The sequence below is a fragment of the Streptococcus infantis genome, from assembly GCF_047460875.1.
GTDB lineage: Bacteria > Bacillota > Bacilli > Lactobacillales > Streptococcaceae > Streptococcus > Streptococcus infantis_AA.
Genome location: NZ_JASHFI010000010.1, coordinates 1 through 16990, shown reverse-complemented (window position 1 = coordinate 16990; position 16990 = coordinate 1). Strand labels below are relative to the sequence as shown.

11 protein-coding genes are annotated in these 16990 nt (G+C 40.1%); 6 read left to right on the top strand and 5 right to left on the bottom strand.

Going from position 1 to position 16990, the window contains the following annotated elements; genetic code table 11:
- Positions 1–95: 95 nt before the first annotated feature.
- From msr(D) to QM887_RS07220, 3 genes are all read right to left on the bottom strand, one after another.
- Positions 96–1559, bottom strand: a complete 1464-nt coding sequence (gene msr(D), locus QM887_RS07230; protein WP_414271128.1) for an ABC-F type ribosomal protection protein Msr(D) — start codon at positions 1557–1559, stop codon at positions 96–98.
- A 119-nt stretch (positions 1560–1678) separates the two neighbouring features.
- Positions 1679–2896 (bottom strand): macrolide efflux MFS transporter Mef(A), encoded by a 1218-nt coding sequence (gene mef(A) / locus QM887_RS07225; RefSeq protein ID WP_000417519.1) that lies wholly within the window; start codon positions 2894–2896, stop codon positions 1679–1681.
- Positions 2897–3281: 385 nt separating this feature from the next.
- Positions 3282–3452, bottom strand: a complete 171-nt coding sequence (locus QM887_RS07220; protein ID WP_000873143.1) for a hypothetical protein — start codon at positions 3450–3452, stop codon at positions 3282–3284.
- A 521-nt stretch (positions 3453–3973) separates the two neighbouring features.
- Here QM887_RS07220 and QM887_RS07215 point away from each other — a divergent pair.
- A complete protein-coding gene (locus QM887_RS07215; protein WP_001860868.1) occupies positions 3974–4165 on the top strand; it encodes a cysteine-rich KTR domain-containing protein in 192 nt (63 codons plus the stop codon).
- Positions 4166–4224: 59 nt separating this feature from the next.
- On the opposite strand, the gene QM887_RS07210 is transcribed toward QM887_RS07215, so the two are convergent.
- The gene (locus tag QM887_RS07210; protein WP_001227347.1) at positions 4225–4578 is read right to left on the bottom strand and encodes a helix-turn-helix transcriptional regulator; all 354 of its coding nucleotides are present in this window, start codon (positions 4576–4578) and stop codon (positions 4225–4227) included.
- A gap of 504 nt (positions 4579–5082) precedes the next feature.
- Here QM887_RS07210 and QM887_RS07205 point away from each other — a divergent pair.
- Both QM887_RS07205 and QM887_RS07200 read left to right on the top strand, forming a co-directional pair.
- Positions 5083–5505 carry a sigma-70 family RNA polymerase sigma factor gene (locus tag QM887_RS07205; protein ID WP_000804885.1) on the top strand — a complete coding sequence of 141 codons (423 nt, stop codon included), beginning with the start codon at positions 5083–5085 and terminating at the stop codon, positions 5503–5505.
- Positions 5502–5732, top strand: coding sequence for a helix-turn-helix domain-containing protein (locus QM887_RS07200; RefSeq protein ID WP_000857133.1), 231 nt, complete (start codon positions 5502–5504; stop codon positions 5730–5732). The genes QM887_RS07205 and QM887_RS07200 overlap by 4 nt, the downstream gene beginning before the upstream one ends.
- A 225-nt stretch (positions 5733–5957) precedes the next feature.
- Here QM887_RS07200 and QM887_RS07195 read toward each other — a convergent pair whose 3' ends face one another.
- Positions 5958–6209: a hypothetical protein gene (locus tag QM887_RS07195; protein ID WP_001845478.1), complete on the bottom strand. Its 252-nt coding sequence runs from the start codon at positions 6207–6209 to the stop codon at positions 5958–5960.
- Between QM887_RS07195 and QM887_RS07190 the strand changes: the two genes are divergently transcribed.
- The 3 genes from QM887_RS07190 to QM887_RS07180 all read left to right on the top strand — a co-directional run.
- Positions 6193–6396 carry an excisionase gene (locus QM887_RS07190; protein WP_000814511.1) on the top strand — a complete coding sequence of 68 codons (204 nt, stop codon included), beginning with the start codon at positions 6193–6195 and terminating at the stop codon, positions 6394–6396. The genes QM887_RS07195 and QM887_RS07190 overlap by 17 nt on opposite strands.
- Positions 6397–6477: 81 nt before the next feature.
- Positions 6478–7695 (top strand): tyrosine-type recombinase/integrase, encoded by a 1218-nt coding sequence (locus QM887_RS07185; RefSeq protein WP_049538971.1) that lies wholly within the window; start codon positions 6478–6480, stop codon positions 7693–7695.
- Between the two features lie 395 nt (positions 7696–8090).
- Positions 8091–16990: CshA/CshB family fibrillar adhesin-related protein (locus tag QM887_RS07180; RefSeq protein WP_414271127.1), on the top strand; the 8900-nt coding region annotated here is incomplete at its 3' end.

The window sequence follows — 16990 nt, the reverse complement described above, 5'->3', positions numbered from 1 at the left end:
TATTTTTAATATTCATAAAATCTAAAGTCTTTATACTCTTTAACAATGGAGTCGCCAACCAGAACAGACTATACTGACCAGCGACTACCTTAAATTTAATGTTTCAGATTTATTTTCTTATCTCTAATTTCATAAACTACATCTGCTACATTTTCGAGTAATCGTTTATCGTGGGTGATAAACACGATAGTTCCGGTGTACTCCTTCATTAGTATTTCCAAAGCCTCTAAACTTGGTATGTCAAGGAAGTTACTGGGTTCATCCATTATTAGGATGTTATATCTACCCATGAGCATTTTAGCAAGCAACAATTTTATAATTTCTCCACCGCTTAAAACAGATAAACTTTTTCCAATATCGTTCTGTTTGACCCCCATAGATGCTAGCACTGAACGAATTTCTGATATATTGTAGTCACAATCCTTCTGCATAAACTCCATAACATTCTGATTACTGTTGTACTTGTAACCATTCTGTGCAAAGTAACCTATTTTTGCCTTAGGCGAAATAGAAATTCCTTCTTCATGGTTTAAGATCATTTGGATTAAAGTTGTTTTTCCGATTCCATTACCACCAGTTAACGCCACTTTTGCTCCTAACGGAATTTGAAAAGATGCATTTTCAAACAGAGCCTTATCCCCAAATACTTTATTAATTTCTGCACCGACTATAGGGTATGGATTATGGAGCTCCAATGCTTTACTTTGCCTGAAACGAATTCTGCGAATGCCTTCCGGAGCTTCTACTTTTCCTAAGGCCGCAATCCTGTGCTCTAGGGTTTTAGCAGCATTATACATCTTTTTTTCCTTACTTCCTATTGATTTTTGATGAGCTAAACGCCCTCCGTCTTCAGTACTTTTTTTCTTTGAAGAACCTTTTGCCTTCTGTTCTATTTTACGAGCCTGTTTTCGCTTTTCCTCCGCAGCCCTTTCCAATCGGGCACGTTCCGCAATAAATTGTTCGTATTCTGCAGCTTGGCTCTTACGTTCTTCCTCTTTCTGACGAAGATAATCAGAATAGTTTCCCCAATACTCAGTGATTTTGCCATCTTTCAGTTCCCATATTTTATCTACTATTTCATCAAGAAAATAGCGGTCATGGCTAATAACTAACAGTGCACCTGTAAAATATTTTAGCTGTCCTATTAGAAAATCAATTCCTTCACGGTCTAAATGGCTCGTAGGTTCATCCGCTAAAATACCATGAACCTGTGCCGATAAGGCCTGTGCTATTTTAAGCCTTGTTTCTTCACCACCGCTCATAGTCTGTATATTTAATTGCTCAACACCTAGCTTGCCTACAAGTGCAAAATCTTTTTCCTCCTGCAGAGTTACTTCGTCCAACTGGGGAATATAGGCAAGTTCACCCAGACGATTCATTTTACATCCTGGGGGAGTTAATTCTCCTAAAAGTACCCTGAGTAAAGTGCTTTTTCCAGCACCATTTGCTCCTACTAAACCAATACGGTCATAATCATATACTTCTAATTCATTTATATCTAAAACATCGCGTCCTTTGAATTCCACACGAATGTCTTTTGCTTTTAATATTAATTCCATAACATTTCCTCCTGTCTATAATCGCATGCTTTCATTTGCTTGTATGCAGGGAAAACCCTGCGATTTTAGCAGGAAGAGTTACATGAAAATAAGATACATAAATATTCCTCCAATATTGTTTATTTTAAATCTAATTTTCTAACCTCAGTTATCATTTGGCAAACTATAGCAATGCCAATAATTAAAATACCTGATAGTAAAAACCAATGATTTACACCGATTTTATCAGCAAAGAATCCAGAAAGAATTAACCCAATTGGCATAGCAAGTGACATGATACTTCCGATCAAAGAAAATACACGTCCTAAATATTCAGGCTTAATTTTCTCCTGAAAAAGAGCTGTTTGCACACCGCTATAAAATGGCACCGAAAGCCCCATTATTGCACAGCAAACTACGAATATTACAAATCCATTTGGAGGAAGTATTCCCGAAACGGCTAAACTGGTCCCCATTATAAAAAATGAACTTGTTATTAGTAATACATGCTTTTCGAAGCCCCCTAATCTTCCTAATAATAAGCCTCCTGCTAGCATCCCAAATGCAAAGGAAATTTCCGTAATAGAAATATGCACAGGCGTTCCATTAAAGTGTTCCATGCTTATTAAAGGAAATAGTGCATTGATTGGCATATAAACAAAAGTATATAGTGTTCCTAAGAGTAATAAGGCAAACAATCCTTTGTTTTGTCTCAGAACCACAACTCCTTCTTTCATCTCCCTTATGAAATTTGGTTCTAAACTTTGCACTTGATTACCCAGCTTAGGTATACGTACAATTGCTACCGTAATAGATGCAATCACAGCACCCAATACGTCGATGGCAATAATAGCATTTAAATCCCAAACGGAGTATAAGAGTGCTGCAACTGCCGGACTAACAATATAGCTTATAGACTGCAAAGACTGACTATAGCCTGCGCATTTCGTTAGCTGTTCTTCTGGTACTAAAAGTGGTGTAACCGCATTGAGTGCTGGGGTATGAAAAGCTGTTCCAATGCTACGGATAAACAATACTATCATAATCATCCAGACAGGTAGCTCCATACAGAATGCAACAATAGCAAGCACTGCACCAGCTGCTGCGATAATTAAATCGGCACCAATCATTATCTTCTTCCTATCATGACGATCCACTAGCACACCAATGGCAGGTCCCAAAATCGCATAGGGTAAAAAACCTACTAATGAAGCCATAGACAAGACCATCGCAGATCCTGTTTTTTCTGTAAGGTAAAAAATAATCGCCATTTGCAGGATGGCACTAGTGATTAATGATACTGCTTGCCCTGCCCATATTGCATAAAATTTTCGTTTCCAATTGTTGTATTTTTCCATTTATATTATCTCCTGCATATTATTTTGCTTGAATTTCTATTTTGAATAGCATTCTAGGCAATAAAAAATGCAGGCCAAACCCCACAATGTGGCTTTTGGTCTGCATACATACAATTTGGAAACATTCATATTAAAGACATAGTTAAATAAAGGTATAGTTAAATAACCAATATCCTCACCGTAACTAATGAATGCTCAATATCGTATAAATAAGCACAACAAAAAAGCCTATCATCGGGTATAGATTCTGCTTTTTTTATTGCCAGCTTATCTTAAACGCATTGAGGCTGTCATAGTTTCGGTTCCTCCTACATCTTTGTTTATATCAATTTATAGTATAACACAAAAAGATGATATGTTCAATATAAAAGTTATGGAATGAGACTCATACTTCCAATTCGATGCCAGATTTAAAGGATATGACGAAGTTTTCTTCATAGACTGTAACGCTCTGGATTATCTTCCTTAGTAGCAAGCGATTAGCTTTCACAAAATCTTCTGTTTGTAGTTTTAAAAATTCATCAGGATTTTCTAACTCAACCTCAAAATATTTCATTTTACATTCCCTCATTTCATTTATTGATAAATTGAGTTTGCAAAAAAGAGTGGACAATTTTTGTCTACTCTTAACCTTTAAAATAGTTTTTTTTAATCGATTTGAAGTTGCCTAAATTATTACTTATTCGGTAAAATGAAGTATTGCTTTCAACAGATTTCCTTCAACTACACTTCACTTGATTCAAACAAGGTGGGTACATTTCTATTCCCACAAACTCCTTGTCAATGGAAACAAACACGTACCCACAGGGTAAATGGAAATAGAAACTGATAATTTCTAGCTATCACTTCTACTCATTCCAAAAATTTTCTCACTCTGATACTTACCCACCATAAAGCAAAAAGCCTTGCAATCAAGGCTTTCATTATCCCTTTCGTTCAAAGGTTTCTAAGCTTTTACGAGCAGAGCGACACACTCAGCGGTTCGCTATCTCCGTTCTGTCTGCGTGCTAGCACTTGTCAATCACGGACAGCTATCGCATGGGCGGAAGTAAATGCTAATCTTCGTCGTTTTACTCCTTGACTAGCAAACTTACCGCCTCAACATGTCCTGTATGTGGAAATAAAACACGATTAAAGATAAGGGAAGATACTGAATTAAAAAAATTCCCCCTCTATTGTCCGAAATGCAGACAAGAAAATTTAATTGAAATAAAGCAGTTCAAAGTAACTGTGATTACAGAGCCAGACGCAAAGACGCAGAGCCGATAAAATGAGATTAATACAATCTCATTTTATCGGCTCTTTCCGTTATGTATGGATTCTTTTAATTAGTCTTCGATGTTTCTTGCTTCGTTGATACCGCTGGCTAAAGATTCCATTAAGGATAGTTCTTTGTCTGTAAAGCTATCCATGTATTTCTCTATCTGTAATCGTCGGGTGCTTTTTACCAAGTTATTAGCAGGTAAGAAAAATTCATCAACGGAAACATGAAGTAACGATACAAGGTCATAAAGAACTTGTATGCTGGGGTGTTGCCCTTTATTTTCAATATTAGTTAAGTACCGTGGGTCAATTTCAATCAATGCTCCCACTTGTTCACGAGTTAAACCTCGTTTCAATCGAGCTTCTTTAATGGCTAAACCAAAGGCTCTAAAATCATATTTATCTTCTTTTTTACGCATAGTAGACCACCTCTATACATTTTATTGTTCCTACTGAATTAAAAACAGGTATAGAAAAACGTGTTATATGGTTTATAGGTTTATATTTAATAAAAAGCACTACTAAACGCCAATAAAAAAAACCGTTATATGGTAGTGCTATTTACGCTGTTAAAATATTGTATATTACTTCCAAATGGCGGTTTGTTGGAGGTCAACGTCGCCATGAAGTACATCATATACAATAAATTTCCTTACATTGGGTTCTTGTCAAAAAAAGTCGTCTATCTGCAATAGATAAGTACGTCCACCAATGTGGTTTTATAAATCATATAGATAGAATAACAGAAGCATGTAAACAGAGAAATAAATCTGTTTATATGATTTTTTGGCTATTCAGAACTTTTTTACAAAGTTTATTTATCAGTAATGCAACAAATCCCCCTTTCACATTGGGACTAAGAGTGAAAGGAGATAAACGAGCAAGGCTCACTTCCTTTCCTAGACAGAAAGGGGGTGAGAAACATGAAACCATCTTCTTTTCAGACCACAATAGAAAATCAGTTTGACTATATCTGTAAACGTGCTATGGAAGACGAGCGAAAGAATTATATGCTTTATCTTTCAAGGATTGCAAAGCGTGAGGTGTCCTTTTCGGATGTTGGCGATTATCTTGTTAGCCAGTTTGCGACAACAGATAACTATTCAACTGACTTTCAGATTTTTACACTCAATGGGTTATCAGTAGGCGTTGAAAATGATTTGTTGAGTGAAGCATTACGTGAGTTGCCAGACAAGAAACGTGAAATTCTACTGCTGTTTTACTTTATGGACATGAGCGATTCAGAAATTGCAGACCTGTTGAAATTGAACCGTTCTACTGTCTATCGGCATAGAACCAGTGGACTAGCCTTAATTAAAAAGTTTATGGAGGAATTTGAAGAATGAAAACACAATATCCTATGATTCCCTTTCCTCTCATTGTAAAGGCAACAGATGGCGATACCGAAGCGATTAACCAGATTCTACATCATTACAGAGGGTACATAACGAAGCGTTCCCTACGACTTATGAAAGATGAATATGGCAATCAAAGTATGGTCGTTGATGAAGTCTTACGTGGAAGAATGGAAACCAGACTGATTACAAAGATTTTGTCATTTGAAATTAAGTAATATCCTCTCTCCTTTCGTGGAAGCGTGCCATACTATTCCACGCTTCCCGAACAGGGAGGTTTGTTATTCCACCAAAGCATATTGAGCTTTCAATGTGTTTTGATAGGCTAACGAGCCATTGTTCTTTGAAAACTGAATAAAAGTAATCGAATACGTTTCGATAAGAAAAGAGCCAACGGAACTAACCGCCATGACCTATCTTATAAAGATAGCGAGCGATTCATGTTAGTGATCCGAGAAGCAATCTTTAGCAGGATTGCCTGCAACGACATTCTTATCGTGATAATGATACTCCCATACAGTCAATAGTCCGAGCGTGATAAAACCGTCGCAGGCAATGAGTATGGCTACATGAGAACCATGCAGGGGTGGAACTCCCGTGAGCTTTGCTAAAGCTGTTCGATTGCTGGTAAAACAACTTTTATGAAATCCAAATAAGTGATTTGGAAAGGAGGATTTTATGAAGCAGACTGACATTCCTATTTGGGAACGTTATACCCTAACCATTGAAGAAGCGTCAAAATATTTTCGTATTGGCGAAAACAAGCTACGACGCTTGGCAGAGGAAAATAAAAATGCAAATTGGCTGATTATGAATGGCAATCGTATTCAGATTAAACGAAAACAATTTGAAAAAATTATAGATACATTGGACGCAATCTAGCGTCGCCAAAGGGTCTTGTATATGATAAAATAGTATTAAGTCGTATCAAGGCTCTTTCCATAAAGGAAAGGAGCAAATGCCATGTCAGAAAAAAGACGTGACAATAAAGGTCGAATCTTAAAGACTGGAGAGAGCCAACGAAAAGACGGAAGATACTTATACAAATATATAGATTCATTTGGAGAACCGCAATTTGTTTACTCGTGGAAACTTGTGGCTACAGACCGAGTACCAGCAGGAAAGCGTGATTGTATCTCACTTAGAGAGAAAATCGCAGAGTTACAGAAAGACATTCATGATGGTATTGATGTTGTAGGAAAGAAAATGACACTCTGCCAGCTTTACGCAAAACAGAACGCTCAAAGACCAAAGGTTAGAAAAAACACTGAAACTGGACGCAAATATCTTATGGATATTTTGAAGAAAGACAAGTTAGGTGTAAGAAGTATTGACAGTATTAAGCCATCAGACGCTAAAGAATGGGCTATTAGAATGAGTGAAAATGGTTATGCTTATCAAACCATCAATAACTACAAACGTTCTTTAAAGGCTTCATTCTATATTGCTATACAAGATGATTGTGTTCGGAAGAATCCATTTGACTTTCAACTGAAAGCAGTTCTTGATGATGATACTGTCCCTAAGACCGTACTAACAGGAGAACAGGAAGAAAAACTGTTAGCCTTTGCGAAAGCTGATAAAACCTACAGCAAAAATTATGATGAAATTCTGATACTCTTAAAAACAGGTCTTCGTATTTCAGAGTTTGGTGGTTTGACACTTCCAGATTTAGATTTTGAGAATCGTCTTGTCAATATAGACCATCAGCTATTGAGAGATACTGAAATTGGGTACTACATTGAAACACCAAAGACCAAAAGTGGCGAACGTCAAGTTCCTATGGTTGAAGAAGCCTATCAAGCATTTAAGCGAGTGTTAGCGAATCGAAAGAATGATAAGCGTGTTGAGATTGATGGATATAGTGATTTCCTCTTTCTTAATAGAAAGAACTATCCAAAAGTGGCAAGTGATTACAACGGCATGATGAAAGGTCTTGTTAAGAAATACAATAAGTATAACGAGGATAAATTGCCACACATCACTCCACATAGTTTGCGACATACATTCTGTACCAACTATGCAAATGCAGGAATGAATCCAAAGGCATTACAGTACATTATGGGACATGCTAATATAGCCATGACGCTGAACTATTACGCACATGCAACATTCGATTCTGCAATGGCAGAAATGAAACGCTTGAATAAAGAGAAGCAACAGGAGCGTCTTGTTGCTTAGTAGTACAAATGAATTTACTACTTATTTACCACTTCTGACAGCTAAGACATGAGGAAATATGCAAAGAAACGTGAAGTATCTTCCTACAGTAAAAATACTCGAAAGCACATAGAATAAGGCTTTACGAGCATTTAAGAAAATATAAAAAGATAATTAGAAATTTATACTTTGTTTATATTAAATATATCGAACAGGTATATTAATTTTTATAGGACTTACTGAATGATTTGAGTGATAAAAGTAAAATTTTTTTCCAAAAAGTTAAGCAAAATGCTTGGTATTAAAGGGCTGACATGATAAAATATAACAGCGAGTAGTTTACGAAATATAATGGATAGTAAATACATATATATTCTAAACTAAGTTAAGTTATAGATGACTCGGAGGTAGCATAAGTGAAAAATGATCTCTTTAATGACCGTATTAGTCGATTTTCAATTCGTAAGTTAAATGTAGGAGTTTGTTCAGTTTTACTAGGAACTTTAGTCATGCTTGGAACGGCTACAGGAGTAGCAGCTGAAGAAGTCGCTGAGAATAAGCAAACTGACGAGGTTGCTGTGATGACTGAAAAGGAACAGTCGGCATCTCTTTCTACATCTCAAGCTGAGAAAGAAGATGTTACAACTTATCAGGCAAGTCCAGTTGTCCCAGTTGCAACTGAGACAAAGCTGAAACTAGATCAAACAAGATTACAAGCCTATATTGCTGAGATTGAAACAAACCTGGCGAATGGTAAATATAGCAATAAGACTGATGAAAGTATTGATGCTTTAAAAGTAAGTCTTGATAATGCTAAAAATGCACTTACTTCTGCTACAAGCCAAGCTGAACTTGACGCAGCTTACCAATCACTTGTAACTATTGTCAATTCTAAGCTTAAAAACAAAGAAAAAGCTGTAGCCGAAGAAAAAGTAGCAGCTACTGAAAAGACAGAAGCCACTACAGGTAAACCTGCAGAAAACACAAAGCCAGCTGAAGGTACTAACGCAATCGCAAATACAGGGAAAAACGACCCTCGTAATGGTAAAGAGATTGACAAAAACACAGCCTTCCGTGCAGATACTGCAACAGCTACTGGAATTGGTGCAGACGTTGAAGACGCAACTTCAACTCCAAAAGTTGAAAAACCAGGCTTTACAACAGATCTTGATGCCAAATCTATGACTAACCAGATTACTTGGTTGGACTTTGGAGATGTAGCCAACTGGACAGGGGCAAAAACAGTCCTCGTTCCTAAAAATGACGCTTTTCCTGATAAAAATTTAGAAGAGAAATTAGCTCTTCAAGTTGGCGCTACCTATACCAAGGAAATCATGCCTGGCTATGTAGTCACTGTAAAAGTCAAATCCTTGAAGCCTTTCCAAGCAACTGAGATTTATAAGAAACGGATGGAAGAGCAAGGGGCTACAGAAGCTGAAAAAGCAACATATGATCCAAATGCAAAAAATGGATATGTAAAGGGTGTTACTTCAACAGGGGCTCGAAACGCTTTTAACAATGGCGAAGAAGCCGACGTTGTCGCTGATGCTCAAAATAATTGGACTGAAGTTAGATTTGAAAACGTTGATACGAAAGCCAAGAAGACTACCATAAGTTCAGCTATGAATGGTGGAAATATCGGAATTCAGTTTGAAATCTCTGCAACCTTCCGTGGTAAGACAGTTAAGCCAGCTATTGTTATGGCTGATGGAGAGTCTGCTAACCCTGGTGAATTTGTTATGTTCACTACCAACGGACAAGGTTGGCAGCACATTGGGGAATGGAAGAAATATACTAGACCATCCACCACTGTTCCTTATGAACCACAAGATACAGAGAATCTTTTTGGTTCTAAACCTAAATATAATAACCTTAACCTAAGACAACTTCGTGATAATTCTCCTGTAGCTGGACCAGATAAGAAACCAGTAGCATGGAAGTACTTTGGAAATCCTGACAAAGTTACGGCTGGTCTAGGAACCGGTGTCTTTGGACCAAACATTTCTGAAGGAAATAGAGCAGTTCCACTCGTAATGACGCGTGGAGCATCTGAAGTGGGACTTTATATCGCTTCAGCTGGTAAACAGTCAGCAATGCTAGGATTCTTCCCAATTGATGAAGGAGACGCTCCTGAGTCATACGGTAAGGCTATGCATACCATTGCAACTGTAGATGGCGTAACTGGGGCTAAAGTAAATCAACCGTATCTTGGTAACGTGAGTCCTGATATGGATGAAAACACGACTCTTGACTGGTTCGGTGATGATAACTCTACTACGGCCGATGAAGGAATTGACCAATTGCTTCCAGATGAACTCAAAGGGGCAACCAATGAGATGATCAAGATGGACCGTACACGCCCAGGGAACTATAAACTGTCAGTTCAAGCCCATACAGATGGAGCTTCAGAAGCACATATCTATGGTTGGGTAGACTTTAACCAAAATGGTATCTTTGATGAAGATGAACGCTCTGATCTTGCAAGAATCACAAATGACGGCACCGTTGAGTTGACCTTTGCAAATAGCAAGACTTATATCGACCCTAGCGTTAATGAACTAGGTGCTCGTGTCCGTATTGCCAAGAAAGCTACCGAGATTGAGACCCCAACTGGTATGGCCTTCTCAGGGGAAGTGGAAGACTTCAGAACTCAAATTACGCACCCGCCAAAAGGGGAATTCAAGGAAACTTCTGGTCTTCAAGGGGCGAAGCAAACTGCAACTGTAACCTTTACAGCACGTGGAGAACACAAGTATGAGCTTAATTCCAGTGCCGTTATTGACGAAACGGTAGAACCATACATCGTTGATAAAGATGGCAACCGTGCAACTCTTGATGCGGACGGTTACTATGTCGTTCCAGGACAAGGTAAGTACAAGATTACTGCTAACGGTAAAGATGTCGACGTTGAATTTATTCCTGAAGATAACTTCCTTGGAACAGCTGATGGTATTTCTATCCGTCGTTCAGATAACAACGGTTATGATACTGGTTGGTCAACAAAATTCCCAGATCAAGAAGCAAACATTAATGGTCAGTTGAATACCATGGATGGTCAATACGTTCCAACAGTCACTCCAATTGAAATCGAAGGAGTTGACAAAACTTCGACTGATGTTCAAGGTGCGACTCAAAAAGAAACTCCGACCTTTAACACAACTGCGACTAACTCAAATGGTGACAAGATTGCAATCACTCCAAGTGCAGAATATCCTGCTAAGTTGGTGGATCCTGCCACAGGTCTCACTACGGATACGCCATCTGTAACAGTTGAAGGGGAAGGAACTTATACGATTAATCCTTCAACGGGTGAAGTAACCTTCACTCCAGATCCAAGCTTTACTGGTACAGCCAAAGGTGTGGATGTTTCATTGTCAGCGCCAGTTGGTCGAAACAAAGATGGTAAGATCCAACAGGACTACATCAAGACTGCAACAGCTAAGTACACTCCAACTGTCACACCAATCACAGTGACTTCTACAGACAAGGTTTCTGCTGATGTTCAAAATGTTCCTCAAACTCAAACACCTACATTTGAGTTAAGCAATGACAAGGCTACGAAGATTACTAGCAAGAAATTAGTAGATCCAGCAACTGGTCAACCAACTGATGAAACAACAGTGACAGTAGCAGGTGAAGGTAGCTATACAATCGATCCAACGACTGGAGCAGTAACATTTACGCCAGAAAAAGACTTTGTTGGTACTGCAAAAGGAGTAACTGTTCAGGCAACTGCTACTATTACAAATGCTAATGGTAAGACTGCAACCATTACTTCAGATGCGACCTACACACCAACTGTTGTAGTGGCTGTTCCAACAGCTCAACCAGCTACATCTAAAGATATCCAAGGTGCCACTCAAACAGGTACACCAACCTTTGCAGGAACAACTGTCCAAGTAAATGGTCAAGATAAACCTGTAACCATTAAATCAAATAGTTATAAGCTCTTGGATAAAGATGGTAATGAAGTTACAACTACGCCAGCTTATGCTGCCGATGGTACAACGCCAATCGGTACATTCACTATCGATCCGGCAACTGGTACTGTAACATTCACACCAACTGATAAATCATACACAGGTGCTGTAACACCAGCTAAGGTTCAAGCTGAAAGCTCAAACGGTATCAAGGTGGATACAACTTATACACCTGAAATTGTTCCAGTAACCCCAACAGCGACACCAGCTGAATCAACAGATATCCAAGGTGCGACTCAAACAGGCAAACCTGAATTTACTGAAGGTAATAGCCGTGTACCAATGAACGATGATGTTCCGGCAACATTTGATGATGGCTCAACGACTAAAACTGTGGAAGGTGCTGGTACATATACAGTAGCTGCAGATGGAACAGTAACTTTTGTTCCTGAAAAGTCATTCACAGGTAAAGCACCGGCCGTAACGGTTGTCCGTGAAGATAAGAACGGAACCAAAGCATCTGCAACCTACACACCAACAGTAACACCGGTTAAACCAACTGCAGCACCAGCTGAATCAACAGATGTTCAAGGTGCCACTCAAACAGGTAAGCCGGTATTTACTGAAGGTAATAGCCGTGTGCCAATGAACGATGCTGTTCCAGCAACATTTGACGATGGTTCAACGACTAAGACAGTAGAAGGCGTTGGTAAGTTCACAGTAGCAGCAGATGGAACAGTAACCTTTGTTCCAGAACCAAGCTTTACAGGTACTGCATCAGCGGTTACAGTCGTTCGTGAAGACATGAACGGAACAAAAGCTTCAGCGACTTACACACCTTCAGTAACACCAATTACAATTACACCTACTAATAAGGTTTCTGCGGATGTTCAAAACGTTCCTCAAACCCAAACACCAACCTTTGATTTGAGTAATGATAAGACTGCTGAAATCACAAGCAAGAAATTGGTGGATCCCGCAACTGGTCAACCAACTGATGAAACAACAGTGACAGTAGCAGGTGAAGGAACATATACAATCGATCCAACGACTGGAGCGGTAACCTTTACTCCTGAAAAAGATTTTGTAGGCACTGCACAAGGAGTAACTGTTCAAGCAACTGCTACTATTACAAATGCGAACGGTAAGACTGCAACAATTACATCCGATGCAACCTACACACCAACAGTTGTAGCGGCTGTTCCAACAGCTCAACCAGCTACATCAAAAGATATCCAAGGAGCCACTCAAACAGGCACACCAACCTTCGCAGGAACAACTGTTCAAGTGAATTTTGAAAATAAAGCTATTACGATCAAAGATAATAGCTACACGCTTTTGGATAATGATGGTAACGAGGTAACAAGTACACCAGCTTATGCTGCTAATGGTACAACGCCAATCGGTACATTCACTATCGATCCAGCAACTGGTACTGTAACATTCACACCAACTGATAAATCATACACAGGTGCTGTAACACCAGCCAAGGTTCAAGCTGAAAGCTCAAACGGTATCAAGGTGGATACAACTTACACACCAGAAATTGTTCCGGTAACCCCAACAGCTACTCCAGCTGAATCAACAGATATCCAAGGTGCTACTCAAACAGGTAAACCTGTATTCACAGAAGGTGATAGCCGTGTGCCAATGAACGATGACGTTCCTGCAACATTCGATGACGGCTCAACTACCAAGACAGTTGACGGTGTTGGTACATACACAGTAGCAGCAGATGGAACAGTAACCTTCGTACCTGAGAAATCATTTACTGGAACTGCTTCAGCAGTGACGGTTGTTCGCGAAGATAAGAACGGAACAAAAGCCTCTGCAACTTACACACCAACCGTAACACCAGTAACACCGATAGCAACACCAGTTGAAACAACAGGTAAGCAAGGTCAAACTCAAACAGGTAAGCCTGAATTTACTGAAGGTGACAGCCGTGTACCAATGAACGATGACGTTCCAGCTACTTTCGACGATGGCTCAACTACCAAGACAGTTGACGGTGTTGGTATATACACAGTAGCTGCAGATGGTACAGTAACCTTTGTTCCTGAAAAGTCATTCACAGGTAAAGCACCGGCTGTAACGGTTGTTCGTGAAGATAAGAATGGAACCAAAGCTTCTACGACTTACACACCAACAGTCACACCTGTAACACCAACTGCAGCACCAGCCGAATCAACTGGACCTCAAGGTGTGGTTCAAACTGGAACAGTTACTTTCACAGAAGGTGATCTAGTTGTACCAATCGATAAGGATGTCATTACTCTTCTTGATGAAACTGGTCAACCAGCTACATCTGTAGATGCTAAATCACCAACAGGCAAGGTTGTTGGTACTTTCACAGTTGATAAGGAAACAGGTGTTGTAACCTTCACACCAACGGATAAATCATATTCAGGTGATGTTGTCGCAGTTAAGGTTCAAGCAGCTGACACAAATGGAACAACAGTAGAAACAACATATACACCGAAGATTACTCCAGTCGTTCCAACATCTGAAGATGCAACATCTACTGATATCCAAGGTGCCACTCAAACAGGTAAACCTGTATTCACTGAAGGTGACAGTCGTGTGCCAATGAACGATGATGTTCCAGCAACATTTGATGATGGCTCAACTACCAAGTCAGTTGATGGCGTTGGTACCTACACAGTAGCAGGAGACGGTACTGTTACATTTGTTCCAGAACCAAGTTTTACAGGAACAGCGTCAGCGGTTACAGTCGTTCGTGAAGACATGAACGGAACAAAAGCTTCAGCGACTTATACACCATCAGTAACACCAATTACAGTGACTCCTACAGACAAGGTTTCTGCGGATATTCAAAACGTTCCTCAAACCCAAACACCAACCTTTGATTTGAGTAATGATAAGACTGCTGAAATCACAAGCAAGAAATTGGTGGATCCAGCAACTGGTCAACCAACTGATGAAACAACAGTGACAGTAGCAGGTGAAGGAACATATACAATCGATCCAACGACTGGAGCGGTAACCTTTACTCCTGAAAAAGATTTTGTAGGCACTGCACAAGGAGTAACTGTTCAAGCAACTGCTACTATTACAAATGCGAACGGTAAGACTGCAACAATTACATCCGATGCAACCTACACACCAACTGTTGTAGCGGCTGTTCCAACAGCTCAACCAGCTACATCAAAAGATATCCAAGGAGCCACTCAAACAGGCACACCAACCTTCGCAGGAACAACTGTTCAAGTGAATTTTGAAAATAAAGCTATTACGATCAAAGATAATAGCTACACGCTTTTGGATAATGATGGCAATGAAGTGACAAGTACACCAGCTTATGCCGCTGATGGTACAACTGAAATTGGTACTTACTCTATCGATTCAGCTACTGGTCAAGTCACTTTCACACCAACTGACAAATCATACACTGGTGCGGTAACTCCAGCTAAGGTTCAAGCGGAAAGCTCAAACGGTATCAAGGTGGATACAACATACACACCTGAAATCGTACCGGTAACACCGACAGCAACACCAGCTGAATCAACAGATATCCAAGGTGCTACTCAAACAGGTAAACCTGAATTCAAGGGTGGAACAGTAACCGTTGATGGTGTTGAGAAAACAGTAGCTATCAATGAAGATGTTCCAGCGACATTTGACGATGGCTCAACTACTAAGACAGTTGATGGAGTCGGGACATATACAGTAGCAGCAGATGGAACAGTTACATTCGTGCCAGAGAAATCATTCACAGGTAAAGCACCGGCCGTAACGGTTGTTCGTGAAGATAAGAACGGAACCAAAGCATCTGCAACTTACACACCAACCGTAACACCAGTAACACCGACAGCAACACCAGCTGAATCAACAGATATCCAAGGTGCGACTCAAACAGGTAAGCCTGAATTTACTGAAGGCAACAACCGTGTGCCAATGAACGATGACGTTCCAGCTACTTTCGACGATGGTTCAACTACCAAGACAGTTGATGGAGTCGGGACATATACAGTAGCAGCAGATGGAACAGTTACATTCGTGCCAGAGAAATCATTCACAGGTAAAGCACCGGCCGTAACGGTTGTTCGTGAAGATAAGAACGGAACCAAAGCATCTGCAACTTACACCCCAACTGTGACACCAGTAACACCAACAGCAATTCCGGCCGAATCAACTGGACCTCAAGGTGTGGTCCAAACTGGAACAGTTACTTTCACAGAAGGTGATCCAGTTGTACCAATCGACAAGGATACCATTACTCTTCTTGACGAGAATGGTCAACCAGCTACATCAGTAGAAGCGAAATCACCAGAAGGCAAGGTTGTTGGTACTTTCACAGTTGATAAGGAAACAGGTGTTGTAACCTTCACACCAACTGATAAATCATACTCAGGTGATGTTGTTCCAGTTAAGGTTCAAGCAGCTGACACAAATGGAACAACAGTAGAAACAACATATACACCGAAGATTACTCCAGTCGTTCCAACATCTGAAGATGCAACATCGACAGATATCCAAGGTGCCACTCAAACAGGTAAACCAACCTTTACTGAAGGCGATCCAAATGTTCCAATCGATGAGGATACTCCAGCCACCTTCGAAGATGGCTCAACCACTAAGACAGTAGATGGCGAAGGAACATACACAGTCGCACCAGATGGAACAGTAACCTTCGTCCCAGAAAAATCATTTACTGGAACAGGAACAGGCGTAACTGTGAAACGTGTGGATAAGAATGGAACTGAAATCACAGCTAAGTACACCCCAACTGTGACTCCTGTAACACCGACAGCGACACCAGTTGAAACAACAGGTAAACAAGGTCAAACCCAAACAGGTAAGCCTGAATTTACTGAAGGCAACAACCGTGTGCCAATGAACGATGACGTTCCAGCTACTTTCGACGATGGTTCAACTACCAAGACAGTTGATGGAGTCGGGACATATACAGTAGCAGCAGATGGAACAGTTACATTCGTGCCAGAGAAATCATTCACAGGTAAAGCACCGGCCGTAACGGTTGTTCGTGAAGATAAGAACGGAACCAAAGCATCTGCAACTTACACACCAACCGTAACACCAGTAACACCGACAGCAACTCCAGCTGAATCAACAGATATCCAAGGTGCGACTCAAACAGGTAAACCAACCTTTACTGAAGGCGATCCAAATGTTCCAATCGATGAGGATACTCCAGCTACTTTCGACGATGGTTCAACTACCAAGACAGTTGATGGAGTCGGGACATATACAGTAGCAGCAGATGGAACAGTTACATTCGTGCCAGAGAAATCATTCACAGGTAAAGCACCGGCCGTAACGGTTGTTCGTGAAGATAAGAACGGAACCAAAGCATCTGCAACTTACACACCAACCGTAACACCAGTAACACCGACAGCAACTCCAGCTGAATC

Coding starts and splice junctions, on each gene's coding strand:
- QM887_RS07220 (WP_000873143.1), bottom strand. CDS start 3,452: ATGAAATATTTTGAGGTTGAGTTAGAAAATCCTGATGAATTTTTAAAA.
- QM887_RS07210 (WP_001227347.1), bottom strand. CDS start 4,578: ATGCGTAAAAAAGAAGATAAATATGATTTTAGAGCCTTTGGTTTAGCC.
- QM887_RS07205 (WP_000804885.1), top strand. CDS start 5,083: ATGAAACCATCTTCTTTTCAGACCACAATAGAAAATCAGTTTGACTAT.
- QM887_RS07200 (WP_000857133.1), top strand. CDS start 5,502: ATGAAAACACAATATCCTATGATTCCCTTTCCTCTCATTGTAAAGGCA.
- QM887_RS07190 (WP_000814511.1), top strand. CDS start 6,193: ATGAAGCAGACTGACATTCCTATTTGGGAACGTTATACCCTAACCATT.
- QM887_RS07195 (WP_001845478.1), bottom strand. CDS start 6,209: ATGTCAGTCTGCTTCATAAAATCCTCCTTTCCAAATCACTTATTTGGA.
- QM887_RS07185 (WP_049538971.1), top strand. CDS start 6,478: ATGTCAGAAAAAAGACGTGACAATAAAGGTCGAATCTTAAAGACTGGA.